This is a genomic window from Nocardioides sp. GY 10113 (assembly GCF_004919105.1).
In the GTDB taxonomy this organism is placed as follows: Bacteria; Actinomycetota; Actinomycetes; order Propionibacteriales; family Nocardioidaceae; genus Nocardioides.
This window is the reverse complement of record NZ_STGK01000009.1, coordinates 26760-42080: the sequence shown is the minus strand read 5'-3', so window position 1 is coordinate 42080 and position 15321 is coordinate 26760. Positions and strand designations below refer to the sequence as shown.

General features: G+C 72.9%; 15 protein-coding genes. 11 read left to right on the top strand and 4 right to left on the bottom strand.

Annotated elements, in window-relative coordinates:
• The first annotated feature begins 78 nt into the window (after positions 1-78).
• From E8D34_RS11915 to nagB, 7 genes are all read left to right on the top strand, one after another.
• Positions 79-1341, top strand: coding sequence for an extracellular solute-binding protein (locus tag E8D34_RS11915; RefSeq protein WP_136594868.1), 1263 nt, complete (start codon positions 79-81; stop codon positions 1339-1341).
• Between the two features lie 163 nt (positions 1342-1504).
• Complete coding sequence (locus E8D34_RS11910; RefSeq protein WP_206056695.1) at positions 1505-2440, top strand: sugar ABC transporter permease; 936 nt, start codon at positions 1505-1507, stop codon at positions 2438-2440.
• Complete coding sequence (locus E8D34_RS11905) at positions 2440-3282, top strand: carbohydrate ABC transporter permease (protein WP_136594867.1); 843 nt, start codon at positions 2440-2442, stop codon at positions 3280-3282. Before E8D34_RS11910 ends, E8D34_RS11905 begins: the two co-directional genes overlap by 1 nt.
• A complete protein-coding gene (locus E8D34_RS11900) occupies positions 3279-4730 on the top strand; it encodes a glycoside hydrolase family 3 N-terminal domain-containing protein (RefSeq protein ID WP_136594866.1) in 1452 nt (483 codons plus the stop codon). The genes E8D34_RS11905 and E8D34_RS11900 overlap by 4 nt, the downstream gene beginning before the upstream one ends.
• The gene (locus E8D34_RS11895) at positions 4727-5680 is read left to right on the top strand and encodes an ROK family protein (protein ID WP_240771311.1); all 954 of its coding nucleotides are present in this window, start codon (positions 4727-4729) and stop codon (positions 5678-5680) included. The genes E8D34_RS11900 and E8D34_RS11895 overlap by 4 nt, the downstream gene beginning before the upstream one ends.
• Positions 5677-6819: an N-acetylglucosamine 6-phosphate deacetylase gene (locus E8D34_RS11890; protein ID WP_136594864.1), complete on the top strand. Its 1143-nt coding sequence runs from the start codon at positions 5677-5679 to the stop codon at positions 6817-6819. The genes E8D34_RS11895 and E8D34_RS11890 overlap by 4 nt, the downstream gene beginning before the upstream one ends.
• On the top strand, positions 6819-7604 hold the full coding sequence (gene nagB, locus E8D34_RS11885) for a glucosamine-6-phosphate deaminase (RefSeq protein ID WP_136594863.1): 786 nt from the start codon (positions 6819-6821) through the stop codon (positions 7602-7604). Before E8D34_RS11890 ends, nagB begins: the two co-directional genes overlap by 1 nt.
• A gap of 12 nt (positions 7605-7616) precedes the next feature.
• On the opposite strand, the gene E8D34_RS11880 is transcribed toward nagB, so the two are convergent.
• The 3 genes from E8D34_RS11880 to E8D34_RS11870 all read right to left on the bottom strand — a co-directional run bounded on the left by E8D34_RS11880 (position 7617) and on the right by E8D34_RS11870 (position 9859).
• Positions 7617-7940 carry a hypothetical protein gene (locus E8D34_RS11880; protein WP_136594862.1) on the bottom strand — a complete coding sequence of 108 codons (324 nt, stop codon included), beginning with the start codon at positions 7938-7940 and terminating at the stop codon, positions 7617-7619.
• Between the two features lie 95 nt (positions 7941-8035).
• Positions 8036-8824 (bottom strand): exodeoxyribonuclease III, encoded by a 789-nt coding sequence (locus E8D34_RS11875; RefSeq protein WP_136594861.1) that lies wholly within the window; start codon positions 8822-8824, stop codon positions 8036-8038.
• Between the two features lie 123 nt (positions 8825-8947).
• Positions 8948-9859 (bottom strand): Lrp/AsnC family transcriptional regulator, encoded by a 912-nt coding sequence (locus E8D34_RS11870; protein ID WP_240771310.1) that lies wholly within the window; start codon positions 9857-9859, stop codon positions 8948-8950.
• A 185-nt stretch (positions 9860-10044) separates the two neighbouring features.
• On the opposite strand from E8D34_RS11870, the gene E8D34_RS11865 reads away from it, so the two are divergent.
• From E8D34_RS11865 to speB, 3 genes are read left to right on the top strand one after another with little or no spacing between them, the layout of a single operon-like run.
• Positions 10045-10479, top strand: a complete 435-nt coding sequence (locus E8D34_RS11865) for a nuclear transport factor 2 family protein (RefSeq protein WP_136594860.1) — start codon at positions 10045-10047, stop codon at positions 10477-10479.
• Entirely contained in the window at positions 10476-12092 is a 1617-nt protein-coding gene (locus tag E8D34_RS11860) for a cytosine permease (RefSeq protein WP_136594859.1), read from the top strand. Before E8D34_RS11865 ends, E8D34_RS11860 begins: the two co-directional genes overlap by 4 nt.
• Entirely contained in the window at positions 12085-13107 is a 1023-nt protein-coding gene (speB, locus tag E8D34_RS11855) for an agmatinase (protein ID WP_240771309.1), read from the top strand. The genes E8D34_RS11860 and speB overlap by 8 nt, the downstream gene beginning before the upstream one ends.
• A gap of 90 nt (positions 13108-13197) precedes the next feature.
• Here speB and ppk2 read toward each other — a convergent pair whose 3' ends face one another.
• Entirely contained in the window at positions 13198-14103 is a 906-nt protein-coding gene (gene ppk2, locus E8D34_RS11850) for a polyphosphate kinase 2 (protein ID WP_136594858.1), read from the bottom strand.
• A 143-nt stretch (positions 14104-14246) separates the two neighbouring features.
• Here ppk2 and ychF point away from each other — a divergent pair, with 143 nt between their 5' ends.
• A complete protein-coding gene (gene ychF / locus E8D34_RS11845) occupies positions 14247-15320 on the top strand; it encodes a redox-regulated ATPase YchF (RefSeq protein ID WP_136594857.1) in 1074 nt (357 codons plus the stop codon).
• Position 15321: the final 1 nt, after the last annotated feature.

Below are 15321 nucleotides of genomic sequence, written 5' to 3'. Positions count from 1 at the left end.
AGCCAACGACTCCACCGATCACGCGGTCCGCTCCCGGAGCCGCGTCCCGTCAAGGAAGCAGAGGAACACACGGTGCGCATGAAGAAGACCCTGGCCCTGGCGGCCGTCACCGCCCTGCTGGGCGCGACCGCGGCGTGCGGGTCGGACGACACCGAGGCCGACGGCGGTCCCGAGACCGCCGACCTCGTCGTCTGGCTCAACGGTGCGGACACCCCGCAGGAGGCTCGCGACTGGCTGAAGGAGACGTTCGAGGAGCAGAACCCCGGCTCCACCCTGACCATCCAGGAGCAGGAGTGGGACGGTCTCGTCGAGCGGCTCACCACCGCGCTGTCCTCGGAGGACCAGACCCCCGACATCGTCGAGGTCGGCAACACCCAGGCCCCGACCTTCACCACCGCCGGTGCGTTCAGCGACCTGACCGGTGACCTCGACGACCTCGGCGGCGACGACCTGCTCGGCGGCTTCGTCGACGGTGCGACCGTGGACGGCAAGACCTTCGCGGTGCCGTACTACGCGGGCTCGACGTACGTCTTCTACCGCAAGGACCTGTTCAAGAAGGCCGGCGTCGACGTGCCGACCACGATGGACGAGTTCGTCGACGCCGCGATCACCCTGAAGAAGGCCGACGGCGCCAAGGACTTCTCCGGCTACTGGCTGCCCGGCCAGGACTGGCGCGACGGCGCCGCGTTCCTGTGGGACGCCGGCGGCGACTTCGCCGCGCCGGAGGGCGACGGCTGGGCGGGCACCCTGTCCAGCGACGAGTCCCTCGCCGGCCTGGCCACCGTCCAGAAGCTCTTCACCGAGGCCTCCGGCGCCCCGGCCGACGCCAACGAGGCCGACCCGGTCACCCCGTTCTGCGCCGGCAAGGTCGCGATGATGTCCCGCCCGGGCTGGGTCTACGGCATGCTCGCCGACCCCGACAGCGGTTGCCCGAAGCTGGCCGACCAGATCGGCGTCTTCGCGCTGCCCGGCTCCGACGGCCAGCCCGCCCCGGTGCTGCTCGGCGGCTCCGACATCGCCGTGCCGGCCAAGTCCCCCAACCAGGACCTCGCCCGCGAGGCCCTCGCGCTGATGCTCAGCGACGAGTACCAGGGCCTGATGGCCGCTCAGGGCCTCACCCCGGCCCGGGAGTCGCTGGCCAGCCTGCTCGGCGACGACGAGTTCGCGCAGGCCACCATCGCGGCCGCGTCGAACGCCAAGCTCACCCCGGCCGCCGCGAACTGGGCGACCGTCGAGGGCACCCGGATCCTGGAGGACCTGTTCAGCGAGATCGCCCAGGGCGGCGACGTCACGACCCTCGCGGCCGAGGCCGACGAGCGGATCACCGACGAGCTGAACTGATCCGCTGAACTGATCGAGCTGGGCCGTGGCCCGGGCGGGAGATCCTCGCCCGGGCCGCGTCCCCTCACGGGAGCCGCACGTGACCACCACCAGTCCTGCCGGGACCTCCCGGCGCACCCGCACCCGGGGTCCGAGAGCGGACCGCGCCGACCAGGATGGCCCCGTGACCAGGAGCCCACGAGGGGGAAGAACCGCGTCGCGCGGGCGCGCCGCCCGACGTACGCCGCTGCCGATCGGGCTGGTGCTGCCGGCCACCGCGCTGCTGGTCCTCGCGCTCGGCTACCCGCTGGTGCGGCAGGTCGTCCTCTCCGTCCAGGAGTTCGGGCTGGCCCAGCAGTTCGGCCAGCCGCCCGAGTGGATCGGCCTGGGCAACTACCGCGCGCTGCTCACCGATCCCTACCTGTGGGCCGTCGTCGGGCGCACCGTCGCCTTCTGCTTCGTCAACGCCGGGCTGACGCTCGGCCTGGGCATGGGCATCGCCGTCCTGATGGCCCGGATGAGCGGCTGGGTCCGCGTCGCCGCCCAGGTCGGCCTGTTGCTGGCCTGGGCCACGCCGGTGGTCGCCGCGATGACGATCTGGCAGTTCCTCTTCGACACCGAGTACGGCTTGGTCAACTGGGTGCTGGTCGAGCTCGGCGGCGACTACGCCGGCCACTCCTGGCTGCTGCACCCGCTCTCGTTCTTCATGGTGGCCACCATCGTCGTGGTCTGGATGAGCGTGCCGTTCGTGGTCTTCACCCTCTACGCCGCACTCACCCAGGTCTCCGACGACGTGCTCGAGGCCGCCGAGATCGACGGCGCCGGGCCCTGGCAGCGGTTCCGCCACGTGGTGCTGCCCTCGATCCGGCCGGTGCTGCTCGTCGTCCTGCTGCTCCAGCTGATCTGGGACCTGCGGGTCTTCACCCAGATCTACACGCTGCAGAAGGCCGGCGGCATCACCCGCGACACCAACCTGCTGGGCACCTACATCTACTCGCTCGGCATCAAGGGCGGCGAGTTCGGCCTCGCCGCCGCCGCCGCGATGTTCATGCTCGTCCTGACGGTCGTGATCACCGCCCCCTACATCCGCATGATGCTCAAGCAGGAGGAGGACGACTGATGGCCCGTCGTACCCCGACCCCGGTCCGGTACGCCGCCAACGCGGTCGGCCTGATGGTGCTGGTGATCAGCGTCTTCCCGGTCTACTGGATGGTCTCCCGCTCCTTCCTGCCCCGCAACGAGATCCGCGGCACCGAGCAGGTCTGGTTCCCCACCGGGGGCAACCTGGACGCCTACCGGCGGGTGCTCGCCGGCGACGCGTTCCGCGACGCGCTGACCACGAGCCTGATGGTCACCCTGCTCACGGTCGGCGTCGCGCTGCTCTTCGCGTTCCTCGCCGCCGTCGCGGTCAGCCGGTTCCGGTTCCGCGGCCGCCGCTCCTTCATCATGACCCTGCTGCTGATCCAGATGATCCCCGCCGAGGGGCTGTTCATCAGCCAGTACAAGATGCTCGAGGGCTTCGGTCTGCTGAACTCGATCATCGGCCTGACGCTCGTCTACGTCGCCGCCGTGCTGCCGTTCACCGTGTGGACGCTGCGCGGGTTCGTGGACGGCGTGCCGCGTGAGCTCGAGGAGGCCGCGATGGTCGACGGCTGCTCCCGGGTGCGCGCCTTCTTCACGGTCACGCTGCCGCTGCTGGCGCCCGGCCTGGTCGCCACCGGCCTCTTCGGCTTCATCCAGGCCTGGAACGAGTTCACCCTCGCGCTGGTGGTGATGACCGACCCGGCCAAGGAGACGCTGCCGGTCTGGCTGATCGGGTTCTCCGAGTCCCGCAGCCGCGGCGTGGACTGGGCGGCGATCATGGCCGGCTCGACGCTGATCACGATCCCGGTCGTCATCTTCTTCATGATCGTCCAGCGCCGGATGGTCTCCGGGCTGACCGCCGGGGCGGTGAAGGGATGACCGCGCCCTCCGCGGAGGCGCTGGCCCTGCGCGTGCTGCTCGCCTCCTTCGCCGGGCCGACCCTGCCCGCCGAGTGGCGCGACCTGCTCGCCGACGGGCTCGGCGGCGTCTGCCTCTTCGGCTCGAACCTGACCGGAACGCGCGCCGAGACCGCCGCGCTGGTCGACGCCGTCCGCTCCGCCCGGCCCGGCGCGCTGGTCGCCGTCGACGAGGAGGGCGGCGACGTCACCCGGCTGCACACCGGCACCGCGAGCCCCGTGCTCGGCGCCGCCGTGCTCGGCGCGGTGGACGACGTGGACCTCACCGAGGCGACGGGTCGGGCCGTGGGTGACGACCTCGCCGCGCTCGGGATCGACCTCGACCTCGGCCCCGTCGCCGACGTCAACTCCCACCCCGACAACCCCGTGATCGGGACCCGCAGCTTCGGCGCGACCCCCGATCTCGTCGCCCGGCACGTGGCGGCCTGGGTGCGGGGCGTGCAGTCGGCCGGCGTCGCCGCCTGCGTCAAGCACTTCCCGGGCCACGGCGACACCGCGCAGGACAGCCACCTGACGCTGCCGGTCCTCGACGCCGACGCGGAGACGCTGGCCACGCGCGAGCTGCCGCCGTTCGCGGCCGCGATCGGGGCCGGCGCCGCCTCGGTGATGACCTCCCACCTGGTCGTGCCGGCGCTGGACCCCGACCGGCCGGCGACCTTCTCGGCGCCGATCCTGGACCGGCTCCGCGCGCTCGGCTTCGACGGCGCGATCGTCAGCGACGCGCTGGACATGGCGGGCGCCTCCGGCGAGGGCGCCGCCGGCCGGGGCATCGCCGAGGCGGCCGTGCTGGCGCTCGGCGCCGGTGCCGACCTGCTCTGCGTCGGCCCCGACAAGGACGCCGCGCTGATCCGCGAGATCCAGGCATCGATCGTGGCCGCCGTCGCCGACGGACGGCTCCCGCTGGCGCGGCTGAGGGACGCCGCGGGGCGCGTGGACCGGCTCCGCGTGGCCACGCCGGGTACGTCGCAGGCCGGCGCCACGATTCCCGCGGTCCCCGACCCCGGGCGGGTGCGCGCCGCCGCCCGCGGCGCGCTGATCGCCGAGGGGACGCTGCCCGACCTGCGGGGCGCGGTCGTGGTCAGCGTCGACACGCCGGCCAACATCGCCGTCGGCGCCGGCCGGTGGGGCGTCGAGCCCGACCTGGTCGTCGCCCCGGGCGAGCCGGTGCCGGACGGCCACGGCCCGCTGGTGGTCCAGGTGCGCGACGCGCACCGCCGGCCCGAGATCGGCGCGATGCTCGCGGCCGCCCGACCCGCGCTGGTCGTGGAGTGGGGCTGGCCGGGGCCGCGGACCGGCTGGTCGGACGAGGGGCCGGAGCGGCCGCCGGCGCGGATCTGCACCCGGGGCAACGCCGCTCCCGTGATCGCGGCGGTCGAGGAGCTCATGCGAGAGGCGGGGTGGGACCGGTGACGGCGCCGAGTGTCGTGAGGAGCGGTGGCGCGACCACCGGGGCCGCGGTCGGCCTGAGCGTCGGGATCGACATCGGCGCCACCAAGATGCTCGGCGTCGCCGCCGGCCCCGACGGCCGCGTGGTCGCCGAGGTCCGGGTGAGCACGCCGCGGGGCGGCGCGGACGTCGTCGCGGCCGCCGGTGCCGTCGTGGACGCCCTCCGGTCCCGGGCCGGCGCGCCGCTGATCGGCGCGGTCGGCGTCGGCGTACCGGGCCTGGTGGACGCGGAGGCCGGCACGCTGTCCCACGCCGTGAACCTCGGCATCGACGGCGACCGGTTCCCGCTGCGCGACCTGCTCGCCGACCGCCTCGGCACCGCCGTGGCCGTGGACAACGACGTGAACGCCGCAGCGCTCGGCGTCGCCGCGGTCACCGGCCGCCGGGATCTCGCCTACGTCAGCCTGGGCACCGGCTTGGCCGCCGCCTTCGTGCTGGACGGCCGGCTCCGCCGGGGCAGCGGCAACGCCGCCGGCGAGATCGGCCACATCCCCGTCGACCCGCAGAGGCTGCCCTGCGCCTGCGGTCAGCGGGGCTGCTTGGAGACCGCGGCCTCGGGCTCCGCGCTGGCCGCCGCCTGGCCCGGCGCGGCCGGCGTCCCGCCGGCGCAGGCGCTCTTCGATGCGGCGGCCGCCGGCGACGGCGCGGCGATCGCGGTCCGGGACGCCTTCGCGACCCGGGTCGCGGATGCCGTGCGCCTCGTCGCGCTCACCGTCGACGCGGAGTCGATCGTGCTCGGCGGCGGCGTCGCGCAGGTCGGCAGCCGGCTGCACGCGGCCGTCGCGTGGGCGCTGAACGACCAGGCCGCGGGCTCGGAGTTCCTGCGCTCGCTCGACCTGGCCGCCCGGCTCACCCTGGTGCCGCGCGACGTCCCGGTCGCCGCGCTGGGCGCCGCGCTCCTGGGGGCGCGATGACGGGCGACCTGGTGATCCGCGGCGGGAGCGCGGCCGACGGCGCCTCCTGCGACGTGACGATCGCGGCCGGGAGGATCGCCTCCCCGGCCGCGGCGGCGCCCGGGGCCGGCGTGCTCGACGCGACCGGCCTGACCGTGCTGCCGGGATGGCTGGACCTGCAGGTCAACGGCGTCGCGGGGATCGACCTCACCCTGGAGCCCGAACGGCTCTGGGAGGCGGCGGCCGCGCTGGCGACGTACGGCGTCACCGCGTTCCTGCCGACCGTGATCACCTCGGCGCCGCAGGCGCGCGAGCGTGCGCTGGCCGCGCTCCGTGACGGCCCGCCCGCCGGCTGGGCGGGCGCGATGCCACTCGGCCTGCACTTCGAGGGCCCGATGATCGCCGAGGAGCGCAAGGGCGCCCACCCCGCACGCTGGCTGCGCGCACCGGCGCCCGAGATCGTCGACGGCTGGAGACGGCAGGCGGGCGTCGCGATGGTGACCATCGCCCCCGAGCTCCCCGGCGCGCTGGAGGTCATCTCCGCGCTGGTCGCGGCAGGGGTGGTGGTCTCGATCGGGCACACCACGGCCGGTTCGGACCTGGTGCTGGCGGCGCTGGACCGCGGAGCCCGGATGGTCACCCACCTGGGCAACGCGATGCCGCCGGTGCTCGCGCGCGATCCGGGACCGGCCGGCGTCGCCCTGGGCGACGCGCGGGTGACCGCCGGGGTGATCGCCGACGGCCACCACCTGCACCGGGCGTCGCTGGCGGCGTACGCCTCCGCGCTGGGGCCCGAGCGGCTGCTCGCGGTCACCGACTGCACCGCGGCGCTGGGCCTGCCGGACGGCCCGGCGCGGCTGGGCGACCAGCACGTCGTGGTCGCCGGCGGCACGGTCCGGTTGGCCGACGGCACGTTGGCCGGCTCCGGCGCCGCGCTGGCGCAGTGCCTGCGCGAGCTGCGCGCGGCGACCGGCTGGTCGCTGAGCGACGTGGCCGCCACCTGCACCCGGACCGCCGCCGACCTGATCGACGACCGGGCGCGAGGGAGGCTGGAGGTGGGCGCGCGCGGCGACGTCACGCTGGTCGACGAGAAGCTGGACGTGGTGGCGACCGTGGTCGGTGGTCGCGTCGTGCACCACACCGATGGAGGGATGGGCTGATGGAGGTCGTGCCGCTCGCCGGTGCGCAGCAGGTGGCGACGCTCGCCGCCGACGTGGTCGAGGGTGTCGTCCGACGCCGGCCGGACGCCGTGCTGGGGCTGGCCACGGGGTCGACCCCGCTGCCGACGTACGCCGAGCTGATCCGGCGCCACCGAGACGGCACCGGACCCGGCTACGGGCGGGTCCGGTGCTTCAACCTCGACGAGTACGTCGGGCTGCCCGCCGGGCACCCGGAGTCCTACCGGGCGACCATCGCCCGCGAGCTGACCGACGCGCTGGGGATCCCGGCGTCACGCGTGCACGGTCCCGACCCCTCGCCGGATCGCCTGGCGACGGCGGGGGAGCGCTACGAGGCGGCCCTGCAGGAGGCGGGCGGCGTCGACGTGCAGATCCTCGGCATCGGCACCGACGGCCACCTCGCCTTCAACGAGCCGGGCTCGTCGCTGGCGTCCCTGACCCGGATCAAGACGCTGACCGAGCAGACGCGGGAGGACAACGCCCGGTTCTTCGGGTCGGTCGAGGAGGTGCCGCAGCACGTGCTGACGCAGGGGCTGGGCACCATCCTGCGCGCCCGGCACCTGCTGCTGATCGCCACCGGCGAGGGCAAGGCCGAGGCCCTCGCCGCCGCCGTCGAGGGGCCGCTGTCGGCCTCCTGCCCGGCATCGGTGCTGCAGCTGCACCCGCACGTGACGGTGCTCGCGGACGACGGCGCCGCGAAGCTGCTGGCGCGGCGCGACCACTACCGCGAGGTGTACGACGCCAAGCCGGCGTGGCAGGGGCTCTGAACGTGTCCGGGGCTACTCGGCCGGCGGCCGCACGGCGGCGCTCGCCGCGACGGCGGCGAGCACGACGATGACGCCGAGCGCGACCGACACCGCGATGACCGCGATCCCGAGCTCGGCCTTCGGGTGCGCGTAGCAGGTGAAGTCGGTGGTCCCCTCGGGGAAGTACTTCCCGTTCGGGCAGTCGGCGACGACTCGCTTCAGGGCCATCACGGCGCCGTCGATCAGGCCGACCACCGCGGCGATGATGCCGACCCAGGCTCCGATCCAGACCCGGTTCTCCGGTTCGCTGCGCCACACCGGGGGCTGGGGGTGGTACTTCTCGCTCGCGTCGCCCATGAGGCGAGAAGGTAGCGGCGCCGGCCGTGCCCGTCCCGGTGTTGTCGGCACCGTCCGGGCGGTCTGGACCAGTGGGCGCCGGCTTGGTCAGGTCGTCAGTCGAGGTCGACCACGACCGGCGCGTGGTCCGAGGGGGCGCCGGTGCCCTGCGCGGGGTCGCGCTCGTCGGTGTCGATGAAGGCACCCGTCACCCGGTCGGCGAAGGCGGGGGAGCCGAGCACGAAGTCGATCCGCAGGCCGCGGTTCCGCTCGAAGCGCTGCCGGTAGTAGTCCCAGTAGGTGTAGACGTCCGGGCCCGGGCAGTGCGGGCGGACCACGTCGGCGTACCCGTCGTCGAGGAAGGCCTGGAACGCGGCGCGCTCGGGCGGCGTGACGTGGGTCGACCTCGCGAACTGCTTGACGTCGAAGACGTCCTCGTCGGTCGGGCAGACGTTCCAGTCGCCGACCAGTGCGGTCTGGCCGTCGAGCCACGGGCTCGCCGCCTCGCGCAGCCGCGCCAGCCAGTCGAGCTTGTAGACGTAGTGCGGGTCGTCGGGCTTGCGACCGTTGGGGATGTAGAGGCTCCAGATCCGCACGCCGCCGCAGGTGGCGCCGATCGCGCGGGCCTCGACGGCGGACTCCTCACCGAAGCCCGGCATCCCGGGGAAGCCGACCTCGACGTCCTCGAGGCCGACCCGGCTCACCAACGCCACGCCGTTCCACTGGTTGTAGCCGACCGCCGCGACGTCGTACCCCTTGGCCTGCAGGCCCATCAGCGGCAACTGGTCCTCGCGGGCCTTGGTCTCCTGGATCGCCAGCACGTCGACGTCGTGCCGGTCGAGGAAGGCCTCGACGCGGTCGATCCGGGTGCGCAGGGAGTTCACGTTCCAGGTGGCGATCCGCATCGGGTCACCGTAACGGCCGGCGACGGAGCCACCGCGGGCAGGCCGGCGAGACGCGTCGTCACATCCCGATCGGTCGGGTTCTGGGCCGGAGCGCGACCAATCGGCATGTGACGACGCGAAACGTCAGAGCCGGACCGACGCGTAGGTCTCCTTCACCACCTCCAGGTGGCTCCAGGACTCGGCGCCGCGCACGCCGGGGTGCGCGCGGGCGGCGTCGAGGACGGCGGCCAGCTCGCCGGTGGTGGCGGCGTTGACGGTCAGCACGGCGTCGCAGCGCCCGACCGAGCGGGCCGCGAAGACGACGGGGGTGAGTGCGGCGAGGTCGGCGAGCACCTCGGGGTGGTCGCCGGCCAGCCGCAGGCCGATCCCCATCGCGCTGCGGCGGTCACTGCCGCTGTGGCGCCGTACGGCGGCGATCCGGACCGCCTGGCCCTCGACCAGCCGGACCACGCGTCGGCGCGCGCCGGCGGCGCTGAGCCCCACCTCCCCGCCGAGCCGGACGTAGGAGGCGCGGCCGTCCTCCTGGAGGACGCGCAGCAGGGCTCGGTCGGTGTCGTCGAGGTCCGCGGTCACCTCGCCGACCGGTCCGGCGACGTCGTGGAGGACCTCGGTGTAGAGGATCGTGTCGATCGCACCGACCCCCGGGAGGCCGCGCAGGTCGGTGAGCGCGGCCTCGATCTCGGCCTGGCCCGCGGTGCGGATCTCGGCCACGACGGCGTACCGCCCCGCGACCAGCGAGACGAACGCGGTGTCCTCCCGCTCGGCCGCCGCACGGGCGACGGCCGCGGCGGAGCCGTGCACGGCGATCGAGACGTGGGCCAGGGAGGGCCGGCCGAGGACGGCGGGGTGCGCCACGCCGCGCACGGCGACGTGGCCCTCGCCGATCAGGCGCTGGATCCTGGTCGCCGCGGCCGAGCGGGAGAGGTCGACCTGCTCGGCGATCTCGCGGTGGGTGAGCCGGCCGTCGAGCTCGAGGAGGGAGACGATCCGCTCGTCGATGGCGTCCAGGACCTCGGGCGCGAATTTGCCAGACAATCTTTCCACCCGTTTCCTAGTGCTGATCGGACATCGCGATCCTACTGGCGAACGCTGATATGCCGGAAAAGTAGCGCTGTGCCGTCGAATCGAAAGATTCGGGCGGCGTTATCCGATCGAAATGTTTGGCAGGTCACGGTGACGCTTCTTAGGGTGACCCGGACCACCCACGAGGAGAACCCCGGATGACTGATCTGCTGACGGCGCCGCTGAGCGCCGCACAGGTGCACGAGGCGGCCGACCGCCTGGTGGCCGCGTTCGCGGCCACCGACACGGCGGCGTACTTCGCCTGCTTCGACGAGGACGCGACCTTCGTCTTCCATCCCGAGCCCGCGCGGCTCGGCGATCGCGCGGCCTACGAGACCCTCTGGGCCGAGTGGCTGGCCGACGGATGGCGGGTCGAGTCCTGCGTCAGCAGCGACCGCCAGGTCCAGCTCCTCGGCGACGTCGCCGTGTTCACCCACGACGTCCGCACCACCACCTCTGTCCCCGGGGACCTCCCGGGCGACAGCGCCCGCTCCCAGGAGACCGTCACCGAGCGGGAGACGATCGTCTTCCGCCGCGTCGGCGACGCCCTCCTCGCTGTCCACGAACACCTCTCCCCGGCGGTGACCCGATGAACGCCCAGTCCACCCCCACCAGTGCCGTCGTGCACGCGGCGCCGCCGAAGGCGACCGAGGTCGAGACGCACGGCGTCGAGTCGATCCCGGACGCGGAGCGCAGCGCCACGCCGCTCGACCTCTTCCGGCTCGTCTTCGGCGGCGCGAACACCTTCGCGACCGTGGTGCTCGGCACCTTCCCGATCCTCTTCGGCCTCTCCTTCCGCGACTCGCTGCTGGCGACGCTGTCCGGCCTCCTGCTCGGCGCGGCGATCCTCGCCCCGCTGGCGCTCTTCGGTCCCCGCAACGGCACGAACAACGCCGTCTCCTCCTCCGCGCACCTCGGCGTGCACGGCCGGGTGGTCGGCTCGTTCCTCTCGCTGCTCACCGCGTTCGCGTTCTTCTCGATCTCGGTGTGGAGCTCGGGCGACGCGCTCGTCGGCGGCGCCAACCGCGCCGTCGGCCTGCCCGAGAACGACCTCACCCTCGGCCTGGCCTACGGCGTCTTCGCGGTGCTGGTGCTGATCGTCTGCATCTACGGCTTCCGGTTCATGCTGCTGGTCAACAAGGTGGCCGTGATCGCCGCGACCGCGCTGTTCATCCTCGGCGCCATCGCCTTCGGCGGCAGCTTCGACCCGGGGTACGCGGGCATCTTCGGTGACGGCGCCGACGCCGCCACCCAGGCGCTCTACTGGCCCTCGTTCATCGGCGCCGCGCTGATCGTGATGTCCAACCCGGTCTCCTTCGGCGCCTTCCTCGGCGACTGGTCGCGCTACATCCCCCGCGAGACCCCCGGCATCAAGGTGATGGCCGCCGCGTTCCTGGCCCAGGTCGCCACGCTGGTTCCGTTCCTCTTCGGCCTGGTCACGGCGACCATCGTGGCCACCGAGGTCCCCGGCTTCATGACCTACGAGACCGGCTACGTCACCGGCCTGCTCGCGGTGGCGCCCGGCTGGTACTTCCTGCCCGTGTGCCTGATCGCGCTGATCGGCGGCATGTCGACCGGCACCACCGCCCTCTACGGCACCGGCCTGGACTTCTCCAGCGTCTTCACCCGGTTCACCCGGGTCCAGTCGACGATCCTCATCGGCATCGTCGCGATCGGCTTCATCTTCGTCGGCCGCTTCGTCTTCGACGTGGTCACCTCGATCTCGACCTTCGCCGTGCTGATCATCAGCTGCACCGCGCCCTGGATGGTCGTCATGACCATCGGCTGGGTCGTCCGCCGCGGCTGGTACGACACCGACGCCCTGCAGGTCTTCAACCGCCGCCAGCGCGGCGGCCGGTACTGGTTCGCGCACGGCTGGAACTGGCGCGGCCTGAGCGCCTGGCTCGTCTCCGCCGCGATGAGCATCTGCTTCGTCAACCTGCCCGGCCAGTTCGTCGGTCCGCTGGGCGAGCTCGCCAACGGCATCGACCTCTCGATCCCGGTCGGCCTCGGCCTCGCCGCGATCCTCTACCCGGCGCTGCTGTGGATCTTCCCCGAGCCGCGCGACGCGTTCGGCCCCGAGGGTCCGCGCTTCGTCCCGGCCGGTCCGGCCGCGAACTGCGCGATCGTCTCCGAGGACGCCGAGGACGCCGCTGCCGTCCACGGCGAGACCGACGCGACCGAGGAGGTGCCCGCCGGTGTCTGAGCGACGGATCCCCCAGGAGGTGCGCGTCGGCGAGCGGAACGTCGGCCCGATCGACGCCTCGCTCACCCCGCGGTACGGCGGCGCCGCGACGTTCGCCAAGCTGCCCCGTATCGACCAGGTCGAGCGCGCGGACATCGTCGTGGCCGGCGTACCGTTCGACTCCGGCGTCTCCTACCGCCCGGGCGCCCGGTTCGGCCCGACCCACATCCGGGAGTCCTCGCGGCTGCTGCGGCCCTACCACCCGGGGCTGGAGGTCTCGCCGTTCGAGTCGGCGCAGGTCGTCGACGCCGGCGACATCGCGGTCAACCCGTTCAACATCAACGAGGCGATGGACACCGTCCAGGCCGCGGCGCTCGACCTGACCGCCGACGGCGGACGCCTGCTCACCATCGGCGGCGACCACACCATCGCCCTGCCGCTGCTGCGCGCCGCTGCCGAGCGGCACGGCCCGGTGGCGCTGGTCCACTTCGACGCCCACCTCGACACCTGGGACACCTACTTCGGTGCCGAGTACACCCACGGCACGCCGTTCCGGCGCGCGGTGGAGGAGGGGATCCTCGACACCGAGGCGCTCAGCCACGTCGGCACCCGGGGCCCGCTGTACGGCAAGAAGGACCTCGAGGACGACCGCCGGTTCGGCTTCGGCATCGTCACCTCCTCCGACGTCTACTACCAGGGCGTCCGCGAGGTCGTGGAGAAGCTCCGCGACCGCGTCGGGGACCGGCCGGTCTACCTGTCGATCGACATCGACGTGCTGGACCCCGCGCACGCGCCGGGCACCGGTACGCCGGAGGCCGGCGGCATGACCAGCCGGGAGCTGCTGGAGATCCTGCGCGGCTTCGCCGGCGCGAACGTGGTCGGCGCGGACGTGGTGGAGGTCAGCCCGGCCTACGACCACGCCGAGCTGACCGGCGTCGCGGCCGCGCACGTGGCCTACGACCTGGTCTCGCTGATGGCGCTGCGCCACGAGGCCGACCACGCCACGGCGCCCGCCGAGACGTCGGCGCTCGGCTGAGCCACCGCCGACCCCGGAGGCATCGAGCCCCCGTCGCCGACCCGGTCGGCGGCGGGGGCTCTCCCGTTCGTCCGCGGCCTTCGTCCGGGCCTACTCGTCCGCGGTCTCCTGCTTGCCGCGCATCACCAGCAGCGGGTCGGGCTTGCCGACCACCTCGTCGTCGCGGCCGTCGTAGTCGAACTGGCCGAGGAAGAAGCGCATCGCGTTGATCCGCGCCCGCTTCTTGTCGTTGGAGCGGACGATCGTCCACGCGGCGTGCCGCTTGTCGGTGCGGCGGAACATCTCCTCCTTCGCGGCCGTGTAGTCCTCCCACCGGTCCAGCGAGGCCAGGTCCATCGGCGAGAGCTTCCACTGCCGCACCGGGTCGAGCTGGCGGATCGCGAAGCGGGTGCGCTGCTCGGTCCGCGAGACCGAGAACCAGAACTTCGTGACGTGGATGCCGGAGTCGATCAGCATCCGCTCGAACTGCGGCGCCTGGTTCATGAACGCCTCGTACTCCTCGTCGGAGCAGAAGCCCATCACCCGCTCGACGCCTGCGCGGTTGTACCAGGACCGGTCGAACATGACGATCTCGCCGGCGGTGGGCAGGTGCTGGATGTAGCGCTGGAAGTACCACTGGCCGCGCTCGCGGTCGCTGGGCTTGTTCAGCGCGACCACCCGGGCGGTGCGGGGGTTGAGGTGCTCGGTGAACCGCTTGATCGTGCCGCCCTTGCCGGCCGCGTCCCGCCCCTCGAAGAGGACGATGGCCCGCCGGCCGTTGTCCTCCAGCCAGTACTGGAACTTCAGCAGCTCCACCTGGAGCCGGTACTTCTCGTGCTCGTAGGCGTCGCGATCGAGGCGCTCCGGGTAGGGGTAGCCCTCCTGCCAGGTGTAGACCGGGTTCCCGTGGGGGTCGATCAGGTCCGGATCCGGGGAGTGGCCGTCCCGCACCGAGTACCCGGCCTGGCGCAGCTCCTCGATGTACTCGCGCAGTCCCTGGCGTTGCTCCTCGTTCACCTGGTCCGTCCTCACCGCGGGCCTGACCCGCTCCGGGTTCGTCTCCGGGTTCGTCTCCGGACTCGTATTGTGGTCGTTCCGGCGGCGCAGCGGGAGGCCTCGGATTGGGGACGTGCCGTCGCGCGGCCGTAGAATCGCCCCTCGTGGCTCTTACCATCGGCATCGTCGGACTCCCGAACGCAGGCAAGTCGACGCTCTTCAACGCGCTGACCAAGAACGACGTGCTGGCGGCGAACTACCCGTTCGCCACGATCGAGCCCAACGTCGGCGTCGTCGGCGTCCCGGACCCGCGCCTCGAGCAGCTCGCCGGGATCTTCTCCTCCGAGCGGGTGCTGCCCGCCACCGTCGAGTTCGTCGACATCGCCGGCATCGTCCGCGGCGCCTCCCAGGGTGAGGGCCTGGGCAACAAGTTCCTCTCCCACATCCGTGAGTCGGCGGCGATCTGCCAGGTGACCCGGGTCTTCCGTGACGAGGACGTCACCCACGTCGACGGCGAGGTCAACCCCGCCAACGACATCTCCACCATCCAGACCGAGCTGATCCTCGCCGACCTGGAGACGGTCGAGAAGTCCGTCGTCCGGCTGGAGAAGGAGGTCCGCAAGGTCAAGGACCTCGCGCCGAACCTGGAGGCCGCGAAGGCCGCCAAGGAGGCGCTCGAGTCCGGTACGCCGATCATCGCCACCTCGATCGACCGCGACCTGCTGCGCGAGCTGTCGCTGCTGACCGCCAAGCCCTTCATCTACGTCTTCAACTGCGACCCCGACGAGCTCGCCGACGAGGCGCTCAAGGACAGGATGCGCGAGCTGGTCGCCCCCGCCGAGGCGATCTTCCTGGACGCCAAGTTCGAGTCCGAGCTGATCGAGCTCGACGACGAGGAGGCCGCCGAGTTCCTCGCCGAGGCCGGCATCGCCGAGCCCGGCCTGGAGGTGCTGGCCCGCGTCGGCTTCGACACCCTCGGCCTGCAGACCTACCTGACCGCCGGGCCCAAGGAGGCCCGCGCCTGGACGATCAAGAAGGGCTCGACCGCCCCCGAGGCCGCCGGTGTCATCCACACCGACTTCCAGAAGGGCTTCATCAAGGCCGAGATCGTCTCCTTCGAGGACCTGGTCGAGGCCGGCTCCATGGTGAAGGCCAAGGAGGCCGGCAAGGTCCGCATGGAGGGCAAGGACTACGTGATGGCCGACGGCGACGTGGTGGAGTTCCGCTTCAACGTCTGAG

Coding starts and splice junctions, on each gene's coding strand:
- E8D34_RS11915 (WP_136594868.1), top strand. CDS start 79: ATGAAGAAGACCCTGGCCCTGGCGGCCGTCACCGCCCTGCTGGGCGCG.
- E8D34_RS11905 (WP_136594867.1), top strand. CDS start 2,440: ATGGCCCGTCGTACCCCGACCCCGGTCCGGTACGCCGCCAACGCGGTC.
- E8D34_RS11900 (WP_136594866.1), top strand. CDS start 3,279: ATGACCGCGCCCTCCGCGGAGGCGCTGGCCCTGCGCGTGCTGCTCGCC.
- E8D34_RS11890 (WP_136594864.1), top strand. CDS start 5,677: ATGACGGGCGACCTGGTGATCCGCGGCGGGAGCGCGGCCGACGGCGCC.
- nagB (WP_136594863.1), top strand. CDS start 6,819: ATGGAGGTCGTGCCGCTCGCCGGTGCGCAGCAGGTGGCGACGCTCGCC.
- E8D34_RS11880 (WP_136594862.1), bottom strand. CDS start 7,940: ATGGGCGACGCGAGCGAGAAGTACCACCCCCAGCCCCCGGTGTGGCGC.
- E8D34_RS11875 (WP_136594861.1), bottom strand. CDS start 8,824: ATGCGGATCGCCACCTGGAACGTGAACTCCCTGCGCACCCGGATCGAC.
- E8D34_RS11865 (WP_136594860.1), top strand. CDS start 10,045: ATGACTGATCTGCTGACGGCGCCGCTGAGCGCCGCACAGGTGCACGAG.
- E8D34_RS11860 (WP_136594859.1), top strand. CDS start 10,476: ATGAACGCCCAGTCCACCCCCACCAGTGCCGTCGTGCACGCGGCGCCG.